At 59.9% G+C, this 13,844-nt stretch carries 12 protein-coding genes; 7 read left to right on the forward strand and 5 right to left on the reverse strand.

The features are described from left to right. The first annotated feature begins 42 nt into the window (after window positions 1–42). The 5 genes from B5F94_RS08705 (at window position 43) to B5F94_RS08725 (ending at window position 4,251) form a co-directional block, all read left to right on the forward strand. Window positions 43–393: a cupin domain-containing protein gene (locus B5F94_RS08705; protein ID WP_087187583.1), complete on the forward strand. Its 351-nt coding sequence runs from the start codon at window positions 43–45 to the stop codon at window positions 391–393. Window positions 394–447: 54 nt separating this feature from the next. Further along, entirely contained in the window at window positions 448–1,257 is an 810-nt protein-coding gene (locus B5F94_RS08710; RefSeq protein WP_087187582.1) for an SDR family NAD(P)-dependent oxidoreductase, read from the forward strand. A 32-nt stretch (window positions 1,258–1,289) separates the two neighbouring features. Then, window positions 1,290–2,219, forward strand: a complete 930-nt coding sequence (locus B5F94_RS08715) for a 3-hydroxyacyl-CoA dehydrogenase family protein (RefSeq protein WP_087270521.1) — start codon at window positions 1,290–1,292, stop codon at window positions 2,217–2,219. A 52-nt stretch (window positions 2,220–2,271) separates the two neighbouring features. Then, on the forward strand, window positions 2,272–3,282 hold the full coding sequence (locus tag B5F94_RS08720; protein WP_087187580.1) for a cyclase family protein: 1,011 nt from the start codon (window positions 2,272–2,274) through the stop codon (window positions 3,280–3,282). A gap of 120 nt (window positions 3,283–3,402) precedes the next feature. After that, window positions 3,403–4,251, forward strand: coding sequence for a 3-keto-5-aminohexanoate cleavage protein (locus tag B5F94_RS08725; RefSeq protein ID WP_343212809.1), 849 nt, complete (start codon window positions 3,403–3,405; stop codon window positions 4,249–4,251). Between the two features lie 153 nt (window positions 4,252–4,404). Here B5F94_RS08725 and B5F94_RS17040 read toward each other — a convergent pair whose 3' ends face one another. Then, a complete protein-coding gene (locus B5F94_RS17040; RefSeq protein ID WP_275533065.1) occupies window positions 4,405–4,533 on the reverse strand; it encodes a hypothetical protein in 129 nt (42 codons plus the stop codon). A 281-nt stretch (window positions 4,534–4,814) separates the two neighbouring features. On the opposite strand from B5F94_RS17040, the gene B5F94_RS08730 reads away from it, so the two are divergent. Together B5F94_RS08730 and thrS are read left to right on the forward strand one after the other, a co-directional pair. After that, window positions 4,815–6,173, forward strand: coding sequence for an MFS transporter (locus B5F94_RS08730; RefSeq protein WP_087329448.1), 1,359 nt, complete (start codon window positions 4,815–4,817; stop codon window positions 6,171–6,173). Window positions 6,174–6,911: 738 nt separating this feature from the next. Then, entirely contained in the window at window positions 6,912–8,717 is a 1,806-nt protein-coding gene (gene thrS / locus B5F94_RS08735) for a threonine--tRNA ligase (protein WP_087329449.1), read from the forward strand. Window positions 8,718–9,326: 609 nt separating this feature from the next. Here the strand turns inward: thrS and asnS are convergent. From asnS to nagZ, 4 genes are all read right to left on the reverse strand, one after another. Beyond that, window positions 9,327–10,721 (reverse strand): asparagine--tRNA ligase, encoded by a 1,395-nt coding sequence (gene asnS / locus B5F94_RS08745; protein ID WP_087270508.1) that lies wholly within the window; start codon window positions 10,719–10,721, stop codon window positions 9,327–9,329. A 49-nt stretch (window positions 10,722–10,770) separates the two neighbouring features. Then, window positions 10,771–12,219, reverse strand: a complete 1,449-nt coding sequence (locus tag B5F94_RS08750) for an APC family permease (protein WP_087329451.1) — start codon at window positions 12,217–12,219, stop codon at window positions 10,771–10,773. A 55-nt stretch (window positions 12,220–12,274) separates the two neighbouring features. Then, window positions 12,275–12,661, reverse strand: coding sequence for a hypothetical protein (locus B5F94_RS08755; RefSeq protein WP_143383264.1), 387 nt, complete (start codon window positions 12,659–12,661; stop codon window positions 12,275–12,277). A 91-nt stretch (window positions 12,662–12,752) separates the two neighbouring features. After that, a partial coding sequence (gene nagZ / locus B5F94_RS08760; protein ID WP_087329462.1) for a beta-N-acetylhexosaminidase occupies window positions 12,753–13,844 on the reverse strand: 1,092 nt, incomplete at its 5' end.

The following is a 13,844-nucleotide window of genomic DNA, read 5'->3' on the forward strand; positions in this document are numbered from 1 at the left end:
CCCGAAAACATGAAATATTTTATTTAAAGGAGCGGATTTCAAATGGTTAAGCGTACTGTTGAGGAGCTCAAGACTTATGAGGCCGCCGGCCACTTCGGCTGCGTCGCCATGCGTATTCACGGCAAGGAAGAGACCGGTGCTGAGAAGTTCTGGGTTGGCGTTTCCACCTTCCTGCCCGGCGGCGGTGCTGAGTGGGCTTACGAGGACAACCCGCTGGAGAAGGTCTACTACGTTCTGGAGGGCGAGATGACCGTTACCGATAAGGACGGCAAGAAGTATGTCATCCACAAGAACGAGTCCATCTCCTTCCCCCCCAACGAGGGCCGCGGCCTGAAGAACGAGAGCAACCTGCCCGCCCGTATGCTGGTCATCATCAACTACCCCAACGCCTGATCCGGTTGCGGAACAGACATTTGACCACTCATTCGATATAAGGAGGAAATCATCATGGTTCCCGTGAAGAAGGATTTCGTTGAGAATATGTTCTCCGTTAAGGACAAGGTGGCCCTGGTCACCGGCGCTACCGGCGCTCTGGGCTGCGTGCTGGCTAAGGCTTACGGCTACGCCGGCGCCAAGGTCTTCATGACCGGCCGCAACGACGCCAAGCTGAAGGCTCTGGAGGACGAGTTCAAGGCTGAGGGCATTGACTGCGCTTACTTCGTGGCCGACCCCGCCAAGGAAGAGGATGTGGACGCTCTGGTGAAGGCCTGCGTGGCTCAGTACGGCTGCATCGACATCCTGGCTGTTTCTCACGGCTACAACAAGCCCCAGAACGTGCTGGATCAGTCTGTTGCCGACTGGCAGTACATCATGGACGCTGACTGTAAGAGCGTGTACATCGTGACCAAGTACGTTGCCCATCAGATGGTGGCTCAGTACGAGGCCGACAACACCAAGCGCGGCAAGATGGTCATCGTGACCTCTCAGCGTTCCAAGCGCGGCATGGCCGGCTACACCGGTTACTGCACCTCCAAGGGCGGCGCTGACCTGATGGTCTCCTGCCTGGCCTGCGACCTGTCCGCCAAGTACCACATCAACGTCAACTCCATCTGCCCCACCGTGTTCCGCTCCGACCTGACCGAGTGGATGTTCGATCCCGAGTCCGCCGTGTACAAGAACTTCCTGAACCGCGAGCCCATCGGCCGCCTGGGCGAGCCCGACGACTTCGTTGGCTACGCTCTGTTCCTGTCCTCCGACGCCTCCAACTTCATCACCGGCAGCAACTGCGACTGCTCCGGCGGTTACCTGGTGGTGTAATTTCCGCTTGACGGGAAGGACGGCATAACGCAATGAAGAACATTAAGAATATCCTGATCTGCGGCGCGGGCATGATGGGCAAGAACATCGGCTTCGTGTTCGCTTCCAACCCCGACTTCCAGGTGGGTATGTACGACCTGTACCCCACCGATGTGGAGGCCGGTATCCGTACCAACACTAAGCAGCTGGTGGAGAAGGGCGTCATCACCGAGGAGGAGCTGGCTGACCGGCTCTCCCGCATCTCCTTCACCAACGATATCGACAGCGACATCGTCAAGAACGCCGACTTCGTCATCGAGGCCGTGTTTGAGGACATGAAGATCAAGCGCGAGACCTTCGCCAAGCTGGAAGAGCGCTGCGCCGAGGACACCATCTTCTGCACCAACTCCTCCGTGATGAGCCCCAGCGAGATCTCCGCTGAGCTCAAGCACCGTGAGCGCTTCGTGGGCACCCACTTCTGGAACCCCGGCCACCTGATCCCCCTGGTGGAGGTGGTTAAGTCCGACGCTTCCTCCGACGAGACCGCTCAGACTGTCATGGAGGTCCTGCGCTCCGTGGGTAAGAAGCCCGTGCTGTGCAAGAAGGACGTCCCCGGCTTCATCGCCAACCGGATGCAGCACGCCCTGTGGCGTGAGGCCATCTCCATCGTGGAGAACGGCATCGCCGATGCCGCCACCGTGGACGAGGCGGTCCGCTACTCCTTCGGTCTCCGTCTGCCCCAGCTGGGCCCCATGGAGAACGCCGACATGGTGGGCACCGACCTGACCTACAATATCCACGACTACATCCTCCAGGACCTGGAGGATTCCCACAAGCCCTCTCCCCTGCTCAAGCAGCTGCGGGATGAAGGCAAGATCGGCTTCAAGACCGGCGAGGGCTTCCAGAAGTGGACTCCCGAGCAGGTGGCCAAGGCCAACGCCGATCTGAACGAGTACCTGATCCGGATGCTGTACGGCAAGTAAGACATCCGGCCTATCCACAAGCATTTGTATATTATTTAAGGAGGCACCTGTTATGGGTAAAGTTTATGTTGATCTGACCCACCCCTTCAGCGCTGAGATCCCCCGCTGGCCCTACTTCGACAAGCCCGAAATCACCAACGCTCACACCATGGCCAAGGGCGGCGTTCTGACTTCCAAGATCACCTGCACCATGCACACCGGCACCCACTGCGACGCTCCCCGTCACGTCATGGAGTACGAGTTCGACGGCCGCCGCGCTCGTTACACCCACGAGATGCCCATCGACGCCTACACCGGCGAGGCTGTTGTGCTGAAGCTGGACGTGGAGCCCTGGACCCTGATCACCGACAAGCACCTGGACGAGGCCTGCAAGAAGTGGGGCGTGGATCCCGCTTCCCTGAAGGGCAAGGTTCTGTGCCTGAACACCGGTATGCACCGCCTGTTCGACGACTCCAAGGCTTACTATCACTACGCCATCGGCACCGGCATCGACGCCGGCAAGTGGTTCGTGAAGCACGGCGTGAAGTGCGTGGCTATGGACGGCCAGGCTCTGGATCACCCCCTGCACACCGCCATGGGCAACAACGGCATGACCCGCATGAACCTGCTGGGCGCCACCGGCAAGCCCATCACCGAGGAGTACAAGGAGCTCTTCGGCGAGGAGGCCTATGCTGAGTTCGATAAGTTCGAGTACATCCGCATCCACGGCCAGGCCGCTTACGACGAGAAGTTCGGCGAGCTGGAGAACCTGGGCGTGTGGGGCACTTGGGAGCCCTGCCACAAGGAGATGCTGGGCCACGGCATCGTGGGCGTTGAGAACCTGGGCGGCGATCTGGACAAGATCAAGCCCGGCACCGTGTTCCAGTTCTTCTGCTTCCCCCTGCGCTGGTACATGGGCGACGGCGCCATGTCCCGCTGCGTGGCTTACATCGACGAGGAGAACATCGATCCCTCCGTGCCCGACCGCACCTACAAGTACGGCGGCACCGGCTATGCCGATGAGGACGGCCACGGCGCCAGCGGTCTGGAGTATATGCAGAAGCTCTTCAACCGCAACAAGTAATCCTTTGTTCCAATAACTTTCCTAATTCCCTTCCATCCCATTCCATGCCGAACGTAAAGCGGCGGGCAGTCGCCCGCCGCTTTATGCGGTATCCTGATTCAGAAAGGACTTTGAACGATCATGGCTGATCTGAAGAATAAGACTATTATCACCGTGGCCACCACCGGTGCCTGGCCCACCAAGGAGAACAACCCCAACGTGCCCATGACCCCCGCTGAGATCGCCGAGGACGTGTACGCCTGCTGGAAGGCCGGCGCCGCTGTGGCTCACCTGCATATGCGCGACGACCAGGGCAAGGGCACCATGGACAAGGAGAAGTTCCGCCAGACCGTGGAGCTGCTCCGCTCCAACCACCCCGACTGTGACATCATCCTCAACATGACCACCTCCGGTGACCTGAACGCCACCGACGAGACCCGCCAGATCCACCTGAAGGAGCTGCGCCCCGAGATGGGTTCCTACGACTGCGGCTCCATGAACTGGCTGCACACCTCCCTCTTCCTCAACCCCCCCGCCTTCCTGGAGGAGCTGGGCAAGAATATGCAGGAGTGGGGCGTCAAGCCCGAGATCGAGGCCTTTGACCCCGGTATGATTGCCAACGCCCAGTACTACCTGAAGAAGGGCGTCCTCAAGGGGCCCCTCCACTTCCAGTTCTGCATGGGCTGCGCCAACGGCATCCCCGGCACCATGAAGAACCTGATCTTCATGAAGGAGACCATGGAGTCCCTGTGCCCCGGTTCCACCTGGAGCTGCTTCGGCGTGGGTCACTCCGCCATGACCATGCTGTATGGTGCTGTGGCCCTGGGCGGCCACATCCGCGTGGGCATGGAGGACAACGTCATGTACGCCAAGGGTCAGCTGGCTCAGAGCAACGTCCAGTTTGTGGACCGCGCCCGCCGCGTCATCGAGGAGTTCGGCAAGCAGGTTGCCACGCCCGCCGAGGCCCGCGAGATCCTCAGCCTGAAGTAATTTCACAAGATTTCCTGCAAAAGGACCGGGAGCATACCGACGCGGTGGAGCCGCGCCGGTTTCCCGGTCCTTTTCTTATTTTTATCAGTTGTCCTCTCCGTGAGGCCCGTAGCGCCTCTGTACGCCGCTTTTCCATCCCGCGTATAGAATGACTCATTTGGCTTTTTCCGCGTTTACAGCGCCTTCACGCTCTTTCTGAACACATTGCACAATGACCAACTGTACCGCTTGCTTTTGTGCGTTTTTTTGCGCCGCCCTCATGTTATGCAGGTTTGCCGCCATACGCCTCCAAATTTTATATCCGAAATTTGTGCATACTGAACATTCTATATTTTATACTAAAATTTATTCGCACCTCTTTGTCAAATCTTTAACTATCATTTTATGTAGTTTATACAAAATCAGGCACTTACTTCTTGGTTACTGTGCACTTATTGGTTAGTAACTCACCAACTTGTGGGGATTGCACAAAAGCCTCCAAATCGATAAAGTATAGCTGCAACAAGGAATGGACTTGCCGGCACTTGTCCTGATCCAAACCATTTAGAGATGAGGGAAAATAAATGGCGAAACAAAATCTCCGCGACGGAAACAAGAATTCCGTCGTCAACTTCGGCGCAGGCTGGGTCGTCATCATCTATTGCCTGCTGATGTTTTTCCTGTACGTTGGTATGTGCAACGACGGCGCTAACATCACAGCCCCCAACGTAGCCGCCCGCCTGGGCCTGGAGCAGGGCGACATCATGAATATGAACTCCCTGGCTGGTATCATCGGCGTGGTGTTTTTCATCGTGGTGGGCCAGATCAACCGCAAGGTTGGCGCCCGCATTACCTCCGGCGTGTGCTGTATTATCTCCGGTATCACCTACATCATTGCCTGCAGCGCTCCCAACATTGCCGTATATACCATTGCCATGTGCTTCGTGTACGGCAGCATCATGTCCGCCGGTTATGTGGCTGGCGGCACCCTGGTTGCTACCTGGTTTCCCAAGAAGAAAGGCGTGGTCATGGGCTACACCACCATGGGCCACAACTTCGCTTCCGCTTTCTATGTGCAGCTGGTTGCCATCCTGATTGCCCCCACCGCTGTTGCCACCAGCGTGGGCGGCGCTGACCTGTCCAACGTGGGCGCAAACTTCCCCGGCGGCATCGTGCCCATCGGCATCGCCGCCATCGTACTCGGCATTCTGGGTATGCTCTTTATCCGCAACACTCCCCAGGAGCGCGGCATCAACCCCGACAACGTCTCCGACGAGGTCTACAAGAACGAGTACGATACCACCGACGCCGTGGAGGGCGACGGCGGCTGGACCACCGGCAAGCTGCTGGCCACCAAGGAGCTGTGGCTGGCTGCTATCACCACCGGTTTCTTCCAGATCTGCTCTGTGGGCGTTATGAGCCAGCTGGTGACCCGTAACATTCAGCTGGGCTTCACTCCCCAGGCCGCTATGAACGTCATGACCATCCTGGCCCTGGGCGGTGTGGTCGGTTCCTGGATCATCGGCATCATCGATGACAAGATCGGCACCAAGAAGACCATGGTTGGCTTCGGCATCTGGTATGCCATCGCCCTGCTGTGCAACTTCGGCGCCACTGACAGCTCCTCCCCCCTGGTGTACGTCTCCCTGTTCATGATCGCCATGGGCATCGGCGGCTCCGCCAACTTCACCACCTCCCTTCCCACCTCCATCTTTGGCCGTCAGGGCTTCGATAAGGTGAACAGCGTGATCTTCCCCATCCAGGGCGCTATCACTGCTCTGTGCTTCCTGGTCAACGGCATGGTGCAGAAGATGACCGGCGGCGAGATCAAGATGGCTTATCTGGTGTTCGCCGGCGTGGCTCTGGTCAACGTGGTGCTGGTGCTCATCGTCAACGAGCATCGCTTCAACCGCGACTGGAAGGCCGCTCACCCCGGCAAGTAAGTTTACCCCCTCTTGGGCGCGCCGCAGAAACTGCGGCGCGCCCCTTTGCTGTTCAGACACCAAAAAGCCCCGGCCATACGACCGGGGCTTTTTGGGTGTGTGTTGTGTGTGTTGCAAAGGTGTTGGAGAGGGATAAGAGAGGAATTGGTTTGGGAGGATGGTCTCGCTTGTGATTCATTTCTGAATCTGTTTGTATCATACCCTGTAAATAAGGCCAAATCGTGTATTCATTGTGAATAAACTGTTAATTTCAATTCCCATATTTTTCTCTCACCTGTTCATCAATTCTCTCCCCGATTTTGGCTTGACAGCCGTGGGGTTTGGTGCTATAGTTTCGTTGTTAAAATGGCAAAGACGGAGAAGAAACCGCGCAGCGGCGGACAGAGAGGAGCCCATTTGGTGGAAGGGTTCCACGACACGCAGCGGCCGTACCACTCCTGAGCCGCCCGGGACGACCGGGCCGGGGCTTTCCCGTTATAGAAAGTCACAAGCGGCATGAAGTCACGCTGCGCGCCCTCCGCGACGGCGCCTAAGTCCTGCGACTGCGCAAAACACCAAAAAGCCCTTTTGCTTTTTGGTATTTCGCTTCGCTCCGGCCTTAGTCACCTGCTCCCGGGCGCCTCCGCGCTCTATGCAAGCAGGGTGGAACCGTGGGACGTTTCTTACGCCTCACCCCTGACTGACAGGGGTGAGGCGTTTTCTTTACCCTCCGCCCCAATTTACAAGGAGGTTTTATTTATGTCCGAAGAAGTCAAGAACGAATTTACCTTTGAGAACCCTGAATACCGCCAGACCTATTGGCACACCTGCTCCCATGTGATGGCTCAGGCTGTGAAGCGCCTGTGGCCCGAGGTAAAGCTGGCCATCGGTCCCGCCATTGAAGAGGGCTTCTACTACGATATGGACGCCCCCTTTTCCTTCACCCCCGAGCATCTGGAGCAGATCGAGGGCGAGATGCGGAAGATCTGCAAGGAGAAGCTGAAGCTGGAGCGGTTCGAGCTGCCCCGGGCCGAGGCCCTCAAGCTGATGGAGGAGAAGGGTGAGCCCTTCAAGGTGGAGCTCATCAACGACCTGCCTGAGGATGCGGTGATCTCCTTCTACAAGCAGGGCGAGTTTACCGACCTGTGTGCCGGTCCCCACCTGGACTCCACCGGCCGCATCAAGGGCAATGCCATCAAGCTCACCGCCTGCAACTCCGCCTACTGGCGGGGCGACTCCAACCGGGAGACCCTCCAGCGCATCTACGGCATCGCCTTCCCCAAGAAGGACGAGCTGGACGCCTGGCTGAAGCAGCGTGAGGACGCCCTCAAGCGGGACCACAACAAGCTGGGCCGTGAGCTGGGCTACTTCACCACCGTGGATGTGATCGGTCAGGGTCTGCCCATCATCCTGCCCAAGGGCGCCCGCACCATTCAGGTGCTCCAGCGCTGGGTGGAGGACGAGGAGCAGAAGCGGGGCTACCTGCTGACCAAGACCCCCTACATGGCCAAGCGGGAGCTGTACAAGATCTCCGGCCACTGGGACCACTATCTGGACGGTATGTTCGTGCTGGGCGATCCCCACGACGAGGAGAAGGAGTGCTTCGCCCTGCGGCCCATGACCTGCCCCTTCCAGTACCAGGTGTTCCTGAACCGTGGCCGCAGCTACCGTGACCTGCCCATGCGTCTGGGCGAGACCTCTACCCTGTTCCGCAATGAGGACTCCGGCGAGATGCACGGCCTGATCCGTGTCCGCCAGTTCACCATCTCCGAGGGCCACCTGATCCTCCGTCCCGAGCAGTTGGAGCAGGAGTTTAAGGGCTGCCTGGACCTGGCCAAGTACTGCCTGGGCACCGTGGGCCTGCTGGACAAGTGTACCTTCCGCTTCTCTCAGTGGGACCCCGCCAACCCCAACAACAAGTACGAGGGCACCGCCGAGCAGTGGGAGACCGCTCAGAAGGTCATGGGCCAGATCCTGGACGACCTGGGCGTGGAGTACACCATCGGCATTGACGAGGCCGCCTTCTACGGCCCCAAGCTGGACATCCAGTACAAGAACGTGTTCGGCAAGGAGGACACCCTGGTCACCATCCAGATCGATATGCTGCTGGCCAAGCAGTTCGGCATGGAATATGTGGACGCCGACGGCCAGAAGAAGACCCCCTATATCATCCACCGTACCTCTCTGGGCTGCTACGAGCGCACCCTGGCCTACCTGCTGGAGGAGTACGCCGGCGCCCTGCCCACCTGGATGTCCCCCGAGCAGATCCGCATCCTGCCCATCACCGACCGCGCCGCCGAGTACAGCTATGAGCTGAAGAACAAGCTGTTTGCTCAGGGCTTCCGCGTGGAGGTGGACGAGCGCAACGAGAAGATCGGCAAGAAGATCCGTGAGGCCCAGTTGGAGAAGGTCCCCTATATGCTGGTCATCGGCGACAAGGAAGTGGAGAGCGGCGAGGTGGCCGTCCGCAACCGCAAGGGCGAGCAGACCGTCATGGCCTTCGATACCTTCGTGGAGAAGCTGAAGGAGGAAGTGGACGCCAAGTCCATCCAGCAGCAGCTGTAATTTCATTGGGCCTGTTGCAAAATGTGCAGCTCGCACAAAGACCCGTCATTCCGAGAAAAACGGCCGCCCACCGGGCGGCCGTTTTTCGTGGGAATCCGTCCCTTTTGCCGGGTAAACGGATTGCCACGCCAGTGTGCGCACTGGCTCGCAATGACAGGTTTGTGCAAAACAGTTATTTTGCAACGGGCCCGGACGGCCGTAAAGGCCGCCCCTACAGGGTCTCCCCGGTCAACGCAATCCGGCGAAAAAATCACCATATTCCGCTTGAAAAATCTCTTTCATCGCCACAAGTTCGCTCACCTTGATATTCATGCGGTTGGTTTCCAGCTTGGCATAGGTGCTTTTGGAGATATTCAGACCCTCAGCTGGAGTTTCGCCACCACCTGATCCTGGGTCATGCCCACGCCTCGCCGCAGGGTTTGAATATTATGTCCGATATCCAGATCCGGTCGAATCTTCTGCATGGTTCCACCTGCCCCTATAATATGGTAAATCACCGTTCCCACATAGTAGGGGCGACCCTTGTGGTCGCCCGCTCAGTATATAAAAAGAGCCCCGACGAGGCGCTGCGCGAAGCGGCACCCCGCCGGGGTTCTCTTTCCTTCTCAATCAGAAATCCGCGTTGCCCACCGTTCTGGGATGCAGCTCCACGTCGCGGATGTTGGACACGCCGGTGAGGTACATGACCATCCGCTCGAAGCCCAGGCCGAAGCCGGCGTGGCGGCAGGAACCGTAGCGCCGCAGGTCCAGGTACCACCAGTAGTCCTCGGGGTTCATGCCCAGCTCCTTGATGCGGCTCTCCAGCAGCTCCAGGCGCTCCTCACGCTGGGAACCTCCAATGATCTCACCGATGCCGGGCACCAGACAGTCGGCGGCAGCCACGGTCTTGCCGTCGTCGTTGAGGCGCATATAGAAGGCCTTGATGTCCTTGGGGTAGTCGGTGACAAACACGGGGCGCTTGAAGATCTGCTCGGTGAGGTAGCGCTCGTGCTCGGTCTGCAGGTCGCAGCCCCACTCCACCTTGTAGTCGAACTTGTCGTTGTTCTGCTTGAGCAGCTCCACCGCCTCGGTGTAGGTGACGCGGCCAAAGTCGGAGTTGGCCACGTGCTCCAGCCGCTCCTTCAGGCCCTTGTCCACGAAGGAGGAGAAGAAGTTCATCTCATCGGGGCACTTCTCCATAACGGTGTTGATGATATACTTGATCATGGCCTCGGCGGTGTCCATATAGTCGTTCAGGTCAGCGAAGGCCATCTCAGGCTCGATCATCCAGAACTCAGCGGCGTGGCGCTGGGTGTTGGAGTTCTCCGCCCGGAAGGTAGGACCGAAGGTGTACACGTTGCCGAAGGCCATGGCGAAGTTCTCGGCGTTGAGCTGGCCGGATACGGTGAGGTTGGCCTTCTTGCCGAAGAAGTCCTTGGTATAGTCCACAGTGCCGTCCTCGTTCTTGGGCACGTTCTGGAGGTCCAGAGTGGTGACCTGGAACATCTCGCCGGCGCCCTCACAGTCAGAGGCGGTGATCAGCGGAGTCTGGGCGTACACAAAGCCCCGGTCCTGGAAGAAGCAGTGGATGGCGTGGGCGGCCACGGAGCGCACCCGGAAGGTGGCGGAGAACAGGTTGGTGCGGGGCCGCAGGTGCTGGATGGTACGCAGGTACTCCACGCTGTGGCGCTTCTTCTGCAGGGGGTAGTCAGGAGTGGAGGTGCCCTCCACCTGGATCTTGGCAGCCTTGATCTCCAGGGGCTGCTTGGCCTCAGGGGTCAGGACCACGGTGCCGGTGACGATGAGGGCGGCCCCCACGTTCTGACCGGCGATCTCCTTATAGTTGTCCAGCACATTGGCGTCCAGGACCACCTGCAAATTCTTGAAGCAGGAGCCGTCGTTCAGCTCCACAAAGCCGAAGCTCTTCATATCACGAATGGTACGGGCCCAGCCGCAGACGGTGATCTCTTTGCCGCCGAACTGCTCCTGGTCCGCAAAAATCTGTGCGATTTTGGTGCGTTCCATTTCCATTTCCCTCGATTCGTAAAATTTAACCTCAGTGGGCACTAGTATATCATTTTTCTTCGATTTTGCAAGGGGTTGCGGGCAATTCTCCCGCCAGAAGGTCCCCGAAAATCAGCTTTTCCTGCTCCGCTGCGCCCACGGACCGGTCCCGGAACTGGTAGAGCGCCCAGCCCAGCACCGCCAGAGCCGCCGCCAGGGCGTACTCCAGGCCGCTGAGGCCCCCTGGACTCATGGGCAGCAGGATGTTGCCCGCCAAAAAGGCCGAGGCCAGAACGCCAAACACCGCCGTCACCCTCCCGCCGGGCATGGACACCGGCCGGCGGAGACCGGCGCGGGTTTTCCGCAGCCACAGCACGGCGGCGAAGGACATGACCCACATGACGATGGTGGTGAGGGAGGCCACGTTGATGAAGGGGATGAAGAACAGCTTGCCGGTGAAGGGGGTAAGCACCACGAAGGCGGCGGTGAAGCAGATGCACCGCACCGGCGTGCCGTATTTGGGGTGTAGGACGGCAAACTTCCGGGACACCAGTGCGAAGCGGGACAGGCCGTAGAGCATCTGTGCGGAGGAGTAGAGGGTGGAGTTCATCACGCCCACCGCCCCCACAAAGGCGGTAACCAGGAACAACAGCCGCACCCAGGGCAGGCCGGTGATGGACACCAGCACGTCCGCAAAGGGGGCGGTGCGGCCCACCGCCTCGGTCCAGGGCATACAGCCCGCCACAGCGGTGGACACCAGGCACAAAATACCGGTGACCAGGATCAGGCAGGTGATGAGGGCGGCTCCCGCCTTGCGGGCGGCGGGGCCGGTGGCGTCGGCGGCGGCCTTGGACACCGTCTCCCACCCGGCCACCGAGAACACCAACAGGGAGAGCAGGGAGGCCGAACCGGCAAAGTCAAACTCCATTCCTCCGTCCGAAGCATACACTGCCGGGTCGAAATGGGCAAAGCACACCGCCAGCCCGACGGCGCACATGACCAGCAGCACCACCGTGGCGATCTTGGCCAGGGAGGCGCACACATTGGCCCCCTTGATCTGCACCCACAGGATGGCCCCCGCCAGCAGCAGCTGGAGAATGAGATTGGGCAGGGTCACCGGGAAGTCCCCCACATGGTAGAGGACGGCGGTCTCCTTCAGAGCGGGAAACAGCTCGTCCAGCAGGGAGATGGCAGCCAGATCCACCCAGCAGAACACGATGGTGTTCATGAGGATGCCCGCCCAGCCCACGGCAAAGCCCCCCCTGGGTCCGAAGGCGGCGTAGGAGTACACCACCTCGCCTCCCGGCAGGGGGAACATGGGGATGGCCTCCATGTAGGCGAAGGCAAAAGGCAGTTCAATGATGATGCACAAAAGAAAGGCCACCGCCAGATTCAGTGGCCCGCCCGCCGTATCCAGCCAGGTGCCGGTAAGCAGCAGCCAGCTGGTGCCCAGCATACAGCCGATGCCCATGGCCACCAGGCCGAAAAAGCTGATGGACTTTCCACCTGTTTTTCCCATCCAGATCCCTCATTTTATGTCAGATAGGCCTATTATAACACGTTGTAGGGCGCTTTCAACCTCCGCCCTTCCCTTTCTTTTCCTCCCGGGGCCAGGCCCCCGCCGCCACTCCCAGCAGGGAGAAGGCCACGGCAATGCCGCAGAAGAGGAGCAGTACGATATAGTCATGGTGGTAGAGCTGGAAAACAGCGGCAAAGGTCCCCGCCCCGCACAGTACCGGGTAGAGAGGGCAGAAACCCCGACGTTTGCCCAGGAACATCCCCACAGCCAGGCAGCCAATGGGCAGCAGCACCTGAGCGTAGATGGCGCCGCTCAGCAGGGGCATACCGCTGCCCTCCAGCTGTCGGAGCAGCCAGGGCACCCCCAGGCAGAGCGCCAGGGCAACAGGCACATAGGGCAGGGTCTCCCGCCACTTCAAAAACGATGGACCGCGACACTTCATGCCTCTCCCTCCTTTGATTCCCATGATAACGAAAACAGGGCCGTCTGTCCACAGTTTTCGGACAGACGGCCCCGCTGTATGGAACTTTGGTTCAGGAAATGGCTTCAATTTGGGCGTTGAGGACCTCCACATCTGGCTGGCCCACCAGGTCGTTGGTAAGGCCGTACTCCTGCTTCAGGGACAGGATACGGTAGACGCTCTCATCCAGCCGTTCCATAGAGATGCGGCCGGCGTCCACCGCCGAGAGCAGGGCGTCCCGGGCGGCGGTGAGGTTGTCCGCCTCATGGCACACCAGCAGCAGGTCGCACCCGGCCTCCACCGCCAGAACGGCGGCCTCCCCCATGCCGTAGGTATTGGAGATGGCGCCCATGGTCAGATCGTCGGTACACACCACCCCGTCAAAGCCCATCTCCTGCCGCAGTAGGCCGTCCACCACCTTTGGGGACAGGGAGGCGGGCAGGTCGGCGTCGATCCGGGTCATGAGGATATGAGCCACCATGACGCAGGGGGTTCCCTGGTCAATGGCCTCCTGGAAGGGGATCAGCTCAAATTCCTTCAGCTGCTCCACCGTCTTGTCCACCACCGGCAGGTCTACATGGGAGTCGGTGCTGGTATCCCCGTGGCCGGGAAAGTGCTTGACCACCGGGATCACACCCCCCTGCTCCAGTCCCTCGTTCACCGCCAGCCCCGCCCGGGTCACCGTGTCGGGGTCGCTGCCGTAAGCCCGGTCCCCAATGACGGTGTTGTCCGGGTTGGACCAAATGTCCAGGCAGGTGGAGAAGTCCAGATTGAAGCCAAATGCGGCGCACTGGGCGGACAGCACCTTCCCCCGCTCCAGAGGATCGCCTCCGCCGGCGATATAGTCATAGGCGGAGGGCAGGTCGTCCACCTCCGGGGGCATCCGGTCCACCCGTCCCCCCTCCTGATCCACGCACAGGAAGAGGGGGATGTTGTCGCCGTTGAGCGCTTTCAGTTCGTTGGTCAGGTCCGCCAGCTGGTTGGCGCTCTCCACGTTCCGGCCAAAGAGGATCACGCCGCCCACCTGGTAGTCCTGGACCGCCTGAAGGCCATCCTCACCGGCCCCAGTTCCCCCGATGCCCGCCACCAGCAGCTGGCCCACCTTCTCTTCGGTGGTCATGGCCGCCAGAGCCTCCGTCACCGGGTCAGGGGTGGGGGTAGGCTC

Source organism: Flavonifractor sp. An4 (assembly GCF_002161755.1).
GTDB lineage: Bacteria > Bacillota > Clostridia > Oscillospirales > Oscillospiraceae > Flavonifractor > Flavonifractor avicola.

Coding starts and splice junctions, on each gene's coding strand:
- B5F94_RS08720 (WP_087187580.1), top strand. CDS start 2,272: ATGGGTAAAGTTTATGTTGATCTGACCCACCCCTTCAGCGCTGAGATC.
- B5F94_RS08705 (WP_087187583.1), top strand. CDS start 43: ATGGTTAAGCGTACTGTTGAGGAGCTCAAGACTTATGAGGCCGCCGGC.
- thrS (WP_087329449.1), top strand. CDS start 6,912: ATGTCCGAAGAAGTCAAGAACGAATTTACCTTTGAGAACCCTGAATAC.
- B5F94_RS08730 (WP_087329448.1), top strand. CDS start 4,815: ATGGCGAAACAAAATCTCCGCGACGGAAACAAGAATTCCGTCGTCAAC.
- B5F94_RS08710 (WP_087187582.1), top strand. CDS start 448: ATGGTTCCCGTGAAGAAGGATTTCGTTGAGAATATGTTCTCCGTTAAG.
- B5F94_RS08755 (WP_143383264.1), bottom strand. CDS start 12,661: ATGAAGTGTCGCGGTCCATCGTTTTTGAAGTGGCGGGAGACCCTGCCC.
- B5F94_RS17040 (WP_275533065.1), bottom strand. CDS start 4,533: ATGGCGGCAAACCTGCATAACATGAGGGCGGCGCAAAAAAACGCACAA.
- asnS (WP_087270508.1), bottom strand. CDS start 10,721: ATGGAACGCACCAAAATCGCACAGATTTTTGCGGACCAGGAGCAGTTC.
- B5F94_RS08725 (WP_343212809.1), top strand. CDS start 3,403: ATGGCTGATCTGAAGAATAAGACTATTATCACCGTGGCCACCACCGGT.
- B5F94_RS08715 (WP_087270521.1), top strand. CDS start 1,290: ATGAAGAACATTAAGAATATCCTGATCTGCGGCGCGGGCATGATGGGC.
- B5F94_RS08750 (WP_087329451.1), bottom strand. CDS start 12,219: ATGGGAAAAACAGGTGGAAAGTCCATCAGCTTTTTCGGCCTGGTGGCC.